Annotated in this window: 10 protein-coding genes; 5 read left to right on the forward strand and 5 right to left on the reverse strand. The window is 60.3% G+C overall.

Features of this window, described 5'->3' with window-relative positions:
- Positions 1-115 precede the first annotated feature (115 nt).
- Entirely contained in the window at positions 116-508 is a 393-nt protein-coding gene (locus FUU19_RS08165) for a hypothetical protein (RefSeq protein ID WP_230490169.1), read from the reverse strand.
- 345 nt (positions 509-853) lie between these two features.
- Between FUU19_RS08165 and FUU19_RS08170 the strand changes: the two genes are divergently transcribed.
- Entirely contained in the window at positions 854-1,882 is a 1,029-nt protein-coding gene (locus FUU19_RS08170) for a methyltransferase (protein WP_230490168.1), read from the forward strand.
- Here FUU19_RS08170 and FUU19_RS08175 read toward each other — a convergent pair.
- The 3 genes from FUU19_RS08175 to FUU19_RS08185 form a co-directional block, all read right to left on the reverse strand.
- On the reverse strand, positions 1,879-2,802 hold the full coding sequence (locus FUU19_RS08175) for a DUF7916 family protein (RefSeq protein ID WP_230490167.1): 924 nt from the start codon (positions 2,800-2,802) through the stop codon (positions 1,879-1,881). The genes FUU19_RS08170 and FUU19_RS08175 overlap by 4 nt on opposite strands.
- Positions 2,803-2,877: 75 nt before the next feature.
- A complete protein-coding gene (gene bglX / locus FUU19_RS08180; protein WP_230490166.1) occupies positions 2,878-5,175 on the reverse strand; it encodes a beta-glucosidase BglX in 2,298 nt (765 codons plus the stop codon).
- 112 nt (positions 5,176-5,287) lie between these two features.
- On the reverse strand, positions 5,288-6,208 hold the full coding sequence (locus FUU19_RS08185; protein ID WP_202669131.1) for a LysR substrate-binding domain-containing protein: 921 nt from the start codon (positions 6,206-6,208) through the stop codon (positions 5,288-5,290).
- A gap of 118 nt (positions 6,209-6,326) precedes the next feature.
- Here FUU19_RS08185 and FUU19_RS08190 point away from each other — a divergent pair, with 118 nt between their 5' ends.
- Both FUU19_RS08190 and FUU19_RS08195 read left to right on the forward strand, forming a co-directional pair.
- Positions 6,327-7,481 (forward strand): methionine aminotransferase, encoded by a 1,155-nt coding sequence (locus tag FUU19_RS08190; protein WP_021503974.1) that lies wholly within the window; start codon positions 6,327-6,329, stop codon positions 7,479-7,481.
- Between the two features lie 33 nt (positions 7,482-7,514).
- Positions 7,515-8,294, forward strand: coding sequence for an ABC transporter substrate-binding protein (locus FUU19_RS08195; protein ID WP_230490165.1), 780 nt, complete (start codon positions 7,515-7,517; stop codon positions 8,292-8,294).
- 33 nt (positions 8,295-8,327) lie between these two features.
- On the opposite strand, the gene ddlA is transcribed toward FUU19_RS08195, so the two are convergent.
- On the reverse strand, positions 8,328-9,431 hold the full coding sequence (gene ddlA / locus FUU19_RS08200; protein WP_230490164.1) for a D-alanine--D-alanine ligase: 1,104 nt from the start codon (positions 9,429-9,431) through the stop codon (positions 8,328-8,330).
- 168 nt (positions 9,432-9,599) lie between these two features.
- On the opposite strand from ddlA, the gene FUU19_RS08205 reads away from it, so the two are divergent.
- A complete protein-coding gene (locus FUU19_RS08205) occupies positions 9,600-9,803 on the forward strand; it encodes a ParD-like family protein (protein WP_065506039.1) in 204 nt (67 codons plus the stop codon).
- A complete protein-coding gene (gene map, locus FUU19_RS08210; RefSeq protein ID WP_230490163.1) occupies positions 9,800-10,594 on the forward strand; it encodes a type I methionyl aminopeptidase in 795 nt (264 codons plus the stop codon). The genes FUU19_RS08205 and map overlap by 4 nt, the downstream gene beginning before the upstream one ends.
- Positions 10,595-10,621: the final 27 nt, after the last annotated feature.

Here is a 10,621-nt window from a genome sequence, read left to right on the forward strand (position 1 = left end):
TCAAACCCTATGCCATATATGCAGGAAGAAAAACGAGGAGATAACGATGAGCAAGAAGCGGATCCGCCGGAACGCCGGCAGATCCTGAGAACCAGAACGAGCGCGTAAAAAGCGCTTATTGGCCGATAGACGTCAGACCCTGGCGGATCCCTTCGTCAGCCTGCTGGCACCATGCCTGCAGACCCTGTGGCGCTTCCTTCTCCAACGCGACCACTTTGCCGTCGTCGTTCAGCACATTGCCTTCACGGCCCATCGCTTCGCGCTTGTCGCCGTCGCGGGTGTCGACACCGCCGGGAATAGCCGCCACGTAGGCCACCATTTTCTTGGCGTTGTCGATGCTCTCCGCTTTCAGGAAACCTTTATCGACGCAGTAGGACATCAGCCCGCTGGTATTACGCGTAATGTCATAGACGTTTTTCAATGCAGCAGGATCCATCCCTTCGGCGCTAGCGGTGTTGAACAGGCCCAGGGTCGCGGCAATCACGCCGGTCAGAAGAGTTTTTTTCATTGTTAACTCGTTTTAATAATGAAGTAGTTAAGTTTGAATTATTCACAAAAAGAATGTGAATACCGGTACGGCATAACGACGGCCTAGATTAACACAACCTTAACGCGTTAATAACTGTGATTAAGTTAACCTCTGATAAAATAAAAACGCATGGCTGGGTAATAATCCCCGGCTCTGCGCTATTACTCTCTCGTCAGGAATTATCTTTCAAAATACGAATAATAAATAATTTCATGAAGAGATTATTTTCAACGAAAGCGTTCGTCTCCACGCCGCGCGTTGCGAAAACCCCTGGCATGGCATAGCCTGTTATAACGCCCCATGGCTCAGTGAGAGAGGGCTCACATGCAACAGGCCATCCTGCCGCCGCAGTGCGACAACCAGAACATTCTCGATATCACGATGAATTTATATCTTTATCCGGCGGTGCTTATCGCGCATCGCCTGGGTATATTTGAGTTTATCGCTGAATCTCCCTGCACGTTAACAGATATTTGTTTCACAGCGCATCTGGAGAGACGACCGGCTGAAGCGTTGATGATGGCGTTGCAGTCTTTAAAATTAATTATCGCCGACGGCGGAAAATTGACGCTCGCTCCCGAAACCGAAAGCTTTCTGCTAAAAAAGAGCCCTCACTACTTTGGTTACTATTGGGATTTACTGTATGAGAACAGTGAAACCTTCTCGTTAAAAAATATGGAGTGCGCCATTCGGAAAAACGCCTCGCAGGCCTATGGCGAACCGGAAGTCTTCGCCACGCACGAGTTTGATGCGGAAAAAGCGCGCCAATTCACGCGCGCCATGCACAGCCTGAGCATCGGTTCCGCCTGCGTTTGGCCGACGCGGCTTCCCTTGGCAGCGCATCGCGTGGCGTTGGATATCGGCGGCGCTTCCGGCGCACACGCCATCGGCCTGGCAACCCATTGGCCCGAGCTGAAGGGTATCGTGTTCGACCTGCAGGAAATAGGCCCACTGGCGGACGAGTACGCCCGGCAATACGGTTTAAGCTCGCGTATCACCCACTGCGGCGGGGACATGTGGCGAGACCCTTACCCCGCCGCCGATCTGCATGTGTACTCCAATGTTTTCCACGACTGGACGCCGGATAAAAACCGTTTTCTGGCGCAGAAAAGCTACGACGCGCTGCCCGTCGGCGGGAGAATAGTGATACACGAGGCGCTATTCGACGATGCCGGCGGCCCGCCAACCCTCGCTGGTTACAATCTGCTGATGCTCAGTTGGACAACGCAGGGCCGCCAATACTCCGGCAAGGAGATCAGCGGCCTGTTGAGCGACGTCGGCTTCACTGCGCCGCAGGTGATACCGTCGCTCGGCTACTACAGCATCGTGACGGCGCAAAAAACCCAGGCTTAGCGGTTCACCGAACGCGCCATGCGGCTGTAGGTATGGCGCACGCCGCGAATCGCCACGCTGTAGGCGAAGATGTTTTCCGGCAGCGCCAGCCCCAGAAAGCCGGTATCGCCGATATGGTGCAGGTCCGCGCCGGCCATTTTGCTCATCAGCGCAATCTGCCGCACGGTCTGCACGTCGGCTCCCTCCTGCGAGGTGCCGATCGCCGTCATCGCCAGCGCGCCCTGCCGCTGGGCAAAGGCAATCAACGCCGCCACTTTTTCCTGCGACATGCCGGGAATGGTGCCCGGCGCCGGCAACAGCACGATGTCCGCACCGTTCTCCACGAACAACGCAATGTCCTGCTCGCCGATCAGCTGGCTGCCGCTTTCGCGCACAATGCCGGCGCCGTGCATCTTGCCGGTCACCAGCACCATCTCGTCGCCCACTTCATCGCGAATCGCTTTCAGCGCGGCGGCAATCGCCTGATTGCTGACGCCGTTGTTCGGGTTGCCGGTCAGCACCAGCAGGCACGCGCCGAGTTGATATAGCTTACGGGCATTCTCGGCGGTGGCGGCGCGGCCCGCCGTCATCTGCCAAAAGTCGTTATGTTCGGTGGCGAAGGCCGGATCGACGGCCTCCAGATTCACTCCGATCACCCGCCCGGTCAGACGCTGCAACGTGCGCAGCGCCTCCTGCGGCGGCACGTCGGCGGGCAGGCCCGCGATGTGCGGACGATCGACGTCGAACAGATTCAACAGCAGCAGATCGGCGCCCTGGCTGGCCGCCAGCTCGGCGTTGGTGACGTTATTGAGCAGCGGCTGAGTGACCGCGATGGTTTCGCTGACCAGGATGCGCCCTTCGCTGGCGCGGATGGCATAGAGCAGATCGGCTTTGCCGATATCGGCCAGATCGCTGGCGCTGCAGTCCAGATAGCGTTTCATGAAGCAAGCTCCGGTGACGTTAGCGGAAAGGGATGGATGCCCCCTCTCCCACCGCAGTGAAAGAGGGGGAAAAGGTTACTTCAGCGTAAAGCTTTGCGCCTGCACGTTGTCGGAATCCAGGCCAACGAACACGTTGAATTTACCCGGCTCCGCCCCCCATTTCAGGCTGGCGTTGTAGAACTTCAGATCGTCTTCGCTAATCGGCAGCTCAACCTGCTGCGACTGACCGGCCTTCAGCGTCACTTTCTTGAAGTTGCGCAGCTCTTTCACCGGCCGACTGACCGAGGCGGTCACATCCTGCAGATACAGCTGCACCACCGTGGCGCCGTCGTACTTGCCGGTATTCTTCAGCATGACGCTGGCGGTTAGCTTGCCATTGCGCACCATCGTCGGGCTGGACAATTTCAGGTCCGACAGGCTGAAGGTGGTGTAGCTCAGGCCGTAGCCGAATGGATACAGCGGGCCGTTCGGCGAATCGAAGTAGCGCGAGGTGTACTTGCCCGGATTCTCCTTGCCGAACGGACGACCGGTGTTCAGATGGTTGTAGTACATCGGGATCTGGCCGACCGAGCGCGGGAAGGTCATCGGCAGCTTGCCCGACGGGTTGTAATCGCCGAACAGCACGTCCGCCACCGCGTTGCCGCCCTCGGTGCCGCTGTACCAGGTTTCCAGCATGGCGTCCGCCTGCTCGCTCTCCCAGCTCAGCGCCAGCGGCCGGCCGTTCATCAGCACCAGCACCAGCGGCTTGCCGGTGGCTTTCAACGCGGCGATCAGATCGCGCTGGCTCTGCGGGATTGTGATGTCGGCGCGGCTGGAGGCCTCGTGCGCCATGCCCTGCGATTCGCCCACCACCGCTACCACCACGTCGGCCTTGTTCGCCGCCTGCACCGCTTCGTCGATCATCTGCTGCGGCGAACGGGTATCGAACGCCACCGCCGGCTCATACTCGTTCAGATAGTCGATGATGCCTTTATCCTGCGTGACGTTGGCACCCTTGGCGTACAGAATGCGCGCCTTGTCGCCCACCGCCCGCTCCAACCCCTCACGCAGGGTGACCGACTGTTTGACCACCCCGGCGGCAGACCAGCTGCCCATCACGTCGCGCTGGCTGTCGGCCATCGGCCCGACCAGCGCAATGGTCGCCTGTTTGCTCAGCGGCAGCGTCTGCTTATCGTTCTTCAGCAGCACCATTGTTTTACGTGCCACCACCCGCGCCTCGGCGCGATGCAGACGGCTTTCGGCGTTGGTGTCCTGCGGATCGGAACCCGCCGGGCCCAGATGCACATACGGATCGGTGAACAACCCCATGTCGTACTTGGTGTTCAGCACGTCGCGGCAGGCGCGGTCGATATCGCTTTCAGGCACCAGCCCGTCTTTCACCAGACCCGGCAGGTATTTGTCGTAGAACTCGTCGCTCATGCTCATGTCGACGCCGGAGGTGATCGCCAGGCGCACCGCGTCGCGCGCGTCGGCGGCCACACCGTGTTTAATCAGCTCTTTGATCGCGCCGTGGTCGCTGATGGTGATGCCTTTAAAGCCCCACTGTTCGCGCAGCAGATCTTTCAGCAGCCACGGGTTGGCGGTGGCCGGCACGCCGTTCACCGAGTTGAGCGACACCATCACTCCGCCGCTGCCGGCGTCCACCGCCGCTTTGTAAGGCGGCAGATAGTCCTGATGCATGCGCAGCGGGCTCATGTCGACGGTGTTGTAGTCGCGGCCGCCTTCGACGGCGCCGTACAATGCAAAGTGCTTAACGCTGGCCATCACCGAACCAGGTTTGGCCGGATCGCCGTTCTGGAAACCGTCGACCATCACCTTGGCGATTTTCGAGACCAGCCAGGTGTCTTCGCCGAAGCCTTCGGAGACCCGGCCCCAGCGCGGATCGCGGGTGATATCGACCATCGGCGCGAAGGTCATGTTCAGACCGTCATCGCTGGCCTCCTGCGCCGCCACGCGGGCGCTGAGCGCAATGGCCTCCAGATCGAAGCTGGCCGCCAGCCCCAGGCTGATCGGGAACACGGTGCGCTGGCCATGCACCACGTCATAGGCAAAGAACAACGGGATTTTGAGGCGGCTGAGCTGCATCGCCTGATCCTGCATCACCCGGATATCCGGCCGGGTAACGGTGTTGAAGATGGCGCCGATCTGCCCTTTGCGAATCCCCTCGCGGATCGCTTCTTTCGGGTTATCCGGCCCGACGCTGATCAGCCGCAGCTGGCCAATCTTCTCTTCCAGCGTCATTTGCTTCATCAAGTTGGACACGAAGGCGTCGCGCTGCTGGGCGTGAATACCCTGCGTTATCGGCGTTTCCTGCGCAAAAGCCGGGCTGAGGGCCAGACCGGACAACATACTCACCACACAAAGCCATTTCATCTTGTTTTATCTCAGGCGTGTTTCCGCCGCCAACGCCGCGGAGTTTAATCGGAGTGAAGAAACAGTTTGCCACACTCTGTTTCATCGCCAAGGGAATTCGCATCGGTAATGTTTACAAAGCATTACAGGTTATCGGCAGGTAATTCTGCAGCCGGGTGCGGCTGTCGGCAGCCTCCGCAGCCAGAAAATCGACCAGTGCGGTTAACGTCGGCGGCGCTACCGTGCGTTCAGGATAGACCAAATAATAGGCCGCGCCGCTGCTGACGCAGAGCGGGAACGGCGTCACGATGCGCTGCGCCTGAATATCCTCCTCCAGCAGGCACAGATCGCCGATGGCGATGCCGAACCCCTGCAGCGCGGCGCTCATCGCCAGATCGAGGGTATCGAAATGCTGGGCCTTGCCGGACGGCAATGCATCGGCGCCCGCCGCCTTCAGCCAGCGCAGCCAGTCGCGCCGATCGCGCGTCGGGTGCAGCAGGGTTTTGTCCGTCAAATCCGCCAGCCGAGGCGTCGGCGGCAGAAACGTCGGCGTGCAGACCGGCGTGAGGATTTCATCGAACAGCAAGTGCGCGGTCAGCTTTTTACCCGGCGGCCGACCGAATACCACCGCGGCGTCAAACTGCTCGGTGCTGAAATCCAGGCCGTGCGACACCGAAGCGGTCAGCTCGATATGCATATCCGGCCGTTCATTTTGCAGGCGAATGATGCGCGGCAGTACCCAGCGCATGGCGCAGGTCGGGCATTTGATGCGCAGCGCCCCCGGCGGTGCGGCGGCCCGCGTCAGGGCTTCATCCAACTGCCCCAGCGCCTGCTGCACCGGCGCCAGCAGCTGCGCGCCCTGCGGCGTCAGCGCCAAACCGCGCGCCTGACGGCTGAACAGCGGATAGCCCAGACGCTGTTCCAGCCCGAGAATTTGCCGGCTGACCGCCCCCTGCGTCAGGTGCAGCTGCCGGGCGGCATGGGTAAAGTTGAGGCGTTGCGCCACCACCACAAAGGTTTTCAACACGTCGAGCGACGGCAGGGATATCGGCATAGCGGGCCTCGATTAGGTATGATCGTAGTGCATGGCAAGTATGACAAACTTTCCCTTGTCCGCCTACGCCGGCTGATGCTTAATCGCTCAACACTTCCCTGTTTGCCTGGAGCCCATCATGCAGAGCGCCTGCTCATCCCGCTCGAAGCTGCCGGACGTCGGCACCACCATTTTCACCGTTATTGGCCAACTCAGCGCCGAACACCAGGCCCTCAATCTGTCGCAGGGCGCCCCCAACTTCGCCGGTGATCCACAGCTGATCGAGGCAACGGCGCAAGCCATGCGCGCAGGTCATAACCAATACGCGCCGATGAGCGGCGTGGCGGCGTTACGTGCTGCTCTGGCAGAAAAAGCTGAACGATTGTATGGCGCGCGCTATGACGCCGACGAAGAAATCACGGTGATCGCCAGCGCCAGCGAAGGGCTGTACTCGGCGATCAGCGCGCTGGTGCATCCCGGCGACGAGGTGATCTATTTCGAACCGGCGTTCGACAGCTATGCACCGATCGTGCGCCTGCAGGGCGCCACGCCGGTGGCGATCAAACTGTCGCTGCAGGACTTTCGCGTCGACTGGGACGAAGTGGCCGCCGCCATCAACGGCAAAACGCGCATGATCATCGTCAACACGCCGCACAACCCGACCGGCGCGGTGTTCGACGCGCAGGATATCGACCGCCTGACCGCCCTGACCCGCGACACCGATATCGTGATCTTGTCCGACGAGGTCTACGAACATGTGGTGTTCGACGGCGATATTCACCACAGCATGGCGCGCTATCCGCAGCTGGCGGAACGCAGCGTGATCGTGTCGTCGTTCGGCAAAACCTACCACGTCACCGGCTGGCGCGTTGGCTATTGCCTGGCGCCGGCGGCGTTGATGGACGAGATCCGCAAGGTGCACCAGTTCATGGTGTTCTCCGCCGATACGCCGATGCAGCACGCCTTCGCCGCCGCGCTCGCCAATCCCCAGAGCTACCTGGGGCTGGCGGCGTTTTACCAACAAAAGCGCGATCTGCTGGCCAGCGCCCTGCAGGATTCGCGCTTTGAGCTACTGCCCAGCCGCGGCAGCTTCTTCATGCTGGCCCGTTTTAGCGGCTTCAGTCACGAAAGCGACAATGATTTCGCCGTGCGCTTGATCCGCGAAGCGAAGGTAGCGACGATCCCGCTGTCGGCGTTCTACAGCGACGGCACCGATACCGGCCTAATCCGGCTAAGTTTTTCCAAAGATAACGAGACCCTGCTGGAAGGCGCGCGCCGCCTGAGCCAGGTGTAATTTTTGTCCGACCATGGGAAAGGGGCACTGCCTATGAAAGCTTTGAAAACGCTGTTCGCCGCCGGATGCCTGCTGGCCGCCGGCGCTTCGTCGGCGGCGGAAAACAGCCTGCGTTTCGGCCTGGAAGCGCTGTATCCACCGTTCGAATCCAAATCCGCCAGCGGTAAACTGGAAGGGTTCGACATCGAGCTGGGCGACGCGGTGTGCGCCGCCGCACAGTTGCAATGCAGCTGGGTGGAAACCTCGTTCGACAGCCTGATCCCGGCACTGCAGGCGCGCAAGTTCGACGCCATCAACTCGGCGATGAACGTGACTGAACAGCGGCGCCAGGCGATCGCCTTTACCGACGCCATCTATCAGGTGCCAAACCGCCTGATCGCCAAATCCGGCAGCGGCTTGCTGCCCGACGCCAAATCGCTGGCGGGCAAACACGTGGGCGTGCTGCAAGGATCGATTCAGGAGATTTACGCCAAAACCCATTGGGCGCCGGCGGGCGTGGACGTGGTGTCTTATCAGGATCAGAATCAGGTTTATCTCGATCTGGCTGCCGGTCGGCTCGACGCCACGCTGGTGATGGCACCGTCGGGGCAAAGCGGCTTCCTGTCGCAGCCGGACGGCAAGGGCTTCGCCTTCGTCGGCGAGGCGGTGCGCGACGACAAAATCCTCGGTGAAGGCATCGCCTTCGGCCTGCGTAAAGGGGATGAGGGGCTGAAGAAAAAACTGGATGCCGCCATCGCCAAAGTGAAGCAGCAAGGCACGGTGGCGGCGCTGTCGAAGAAGTATTTCGGCGATATCGACGTGACGGTGAAGTGATAGACGGGGCGGCACCGCCGCCCCCTACCGCGTTTAGCGATCGAACACCGAGCTGTTCAGCGCGCGATCCTGCTGATGGCGCTCCAGCGCCAATTCTATCAGGCGCGTGATCAGCGCCTGATAGCTGACGCCGCTGGCGGCCCACAGCTTGGGATACATGCTGATGTTGGTGAAGCCCGGCAGCGTGTTGATTTCGTTGATCACCACCTGGTTGTCCGGCGTCAGGAACACATCCACCCGCGCCAGCCCGAAACACTCCAGCGTGCGAAACGCCTTCAGCGCCACCTCACGAATGTGGTCGCTCACTTCCGGCGCGATTGCCGCCGGCACCACCACCTGAGCGCCCTGCTCATTGATGTATTTGGTGTCGTAGGAGTAGAAAGCGTCGCTCAGCACGATCTCGCCGCACACGCTGGCCTGCGGATCGTCATTGCCCAGTACCGCGCACTCGATCTCGCGGCCGACGATCGCCGACTCCACCAGCACTTTGTGATCGAAGCTGAAGGCCAGCAATACCGCCGCGTCGAACTCGGCGCGGTTTTCCACCTTGCTGACCCCGACCGAGGAGCCCTGGTTGGCCGGTTTAATGAACAACGGCAGGCCGAGGTGCTCGCTCAGTTGCTCAAACGTAAACCCGGCGCGGTTGGCGCGGGTCAGGGTGACGAACGGCGCCACCGCCAGCCCGGCGTCGCGCAGCAGGCGCTTGGTCACATCTTTATCCATGCTGACCGCCGAACCGAGCACGCCGGCGCCGACGAACGGCATATTGGCCATGCGCAGCAGCCCCTGCAGCGAGCCATCCTCCCCCAGCGTGCCGTGCACGATCGGGAAGATGACGTCGAGCTGGCCCAGCGCGCCGGCGCTGCCCGCTTCGATCAGCTGCTGTTTTTCCTGGCCCGGGATCAGCGCCACGTTCTTGTTCGAGCGGTTCAGCGCGATCAGCGCCGGGTTCTCGGCGTTGAGCAGGTAGTTGGAGGCGTCGTTGATGTGCCACTGCCCCTGTTTGTCGATCCCCAGCAGCGTGACGTCAAACTTCTCTTTGTCGATTGCATCCACAATGTTTTTGGCCGACTGCAGCGACACCTCATGCTCCGCCGATTTACCGCCAAAAATCACCCCAACACGTAGTTTAGTCACGCCTTAAATCCTTCTGAAAAATCATGGCAAAAAAGTCGTTCATCACAATAAACGCATTGTCTGGCGGCGGCAATCGTTGTTGCCAGAATCTTCCTACGCCACAGAATGCCACATCGCGACCATCCTAAACGTATACACTTCATATATTGTTCATTTATGGAGACGCCGATGGGCATCGTAAAAATTTCGGACGTGCTGCATGACGATCTGCGCCTCGCCAGCCTGACCATGACGCGTTCGATCAACGCGCAGGCCGAGTACTGGATCAAGATCGGCATGCTGGCGGAGTTCCATCCGGAACTGACCTACCCGCAACTGGTAAAAAAAATGATGAAAGATAACGCGCTGACGCTGAAGGAGATTGTCGGGTGAAACAGATCGTGATTAAAACGCCGGAAGAGATTGCCAAAATGCGCCATTCCGGCGCCCTGCTGGCCAAAGTGTTTGCAATGCTCGATGAGGTCATCGTCGAAGGCATCTCCACCATGGAGATCAACGACCGCGCCGAGGCGTTTATCGTCGAAGAGCTGAAGTCGCGCCCGGCCAGCAAAGGGCAGTATGACTTCCCCTATGTGCTCAACACCTCAATCGACGACGTGGTGTGCCACGGGGTGCCGTCGGCCAGCAAAATCCTGCGTTCCGGCATGATTGTCAACGTGGACATCACGCTGGAAAACGGCGGCTATATCGCCGACTCCAGCAAGATGTACTGCATCGGCCAGGTGACGCCGCTGGCTAAACGGCTGGTGAACAACGTCTATGAATCGATGTGGCAGGGCATTCGCGCGGTGAAACCGGGCGCGACCCTGGGCGATATCGGTCACGCCATCCAGCGGAACGCCGAGCAGGCCGGCTACAGCATTGTGAGGGAGTATTGCGGCCACGGCATCGGCCGCGACATGCACGAAGAGCCGGCGGTATTGCACTACGGCCAACCCGGCAGCGGTCTGGTGCTGCAGGAAGGCATGGTGTTCACCATCGAGCCGATGATCAACCAGGGCGACCGCCGCATCAAGCAGAAGAAGGACGGCTGGACGGTGGTGACACGCGACAAAAAACTGTCGGCGCAGTGGGAGCACACCGTGGCGGTCACCGCCGACGGCGTGGAGATCCTGACGCTGCGCGAGGAAGAGCGCCGCGCCGGGTATGCAGAACGCTACTAAGCCAATAAGCCAATAAGCCAATAAGCC

It is taken from the genome of Serratia montpellierensis, from assembly GCF_020858655.1.
GTDB lineage: Bacteria > Pseudomonadota > Gammaproteobacteria > Enterobacterales > Enterobacteriaceae > Serratia > Serratia montpellierensis.

What these genes read in the sequence shown, in the direction of transcription:
- FUU19_RS08165 (WP_230490169.1), bottom strand. Translation starts at nt 508, where the DNA reads ATGAAAAAAACTCTTCTGACCGGCGTGATTGCCGCGACCCTGGGCCTG.
- FUU19_RS08170 (WP_230490168.1), top strand. Translation starts at nt 854, where the DNA reads ATGCAACAGGCCATCCTGCCGCCGCAGTGCGACAACCAGAACATTCTC.
- FUU19_RS08175 (WP_230490167.1), bottom strand. Translation starts at nt 2,802, where the DNA reads ATGAAACGCTATCTGGACTGCAGCGCCAGCGATCTGGCCGATATCGGC.
- bglX (WP_230490166.1), bottom strand. Translation starts at nt 5,175, where the DNA reads ATGAAATGGCTTTGTGTGGTGAGTATGTTGTCCGGTCTGGCCCTCAGC.
- FUU19_RS08185 (WP_202669131.1), bottom strand. Translation starts at nt 6,208, where the DNA reads ATGCCGATATCCCTGCCGTCGCTCGACGTGTTGAAAACCTTTGTGGTG.
- FUU19_RS08190 (WP_021503974.1), top strand. Translation starts at nt 6,327, where the DNA reads ATGCAGAGCGCCTGCTCATCCCGCTCGAAGCTGCCGGACGTCGGCACC.
- FUU19_RS08195 (WP_230490165.1), top strand. Translation starts at nt 7,515, where the DNA reads ATGAAAGCTTTGAAAACGCTGTTCGCCGCCGGATGCCTGCTGGCCGCC.
- FUU19_RS08205 (WP_065506039.1), top strand. Translation starts at nt 9,600, where the DNA reads ATGGGCATCGTAAAAATTTCGGACGTGCTGCATGACGATCTGCGCCTC.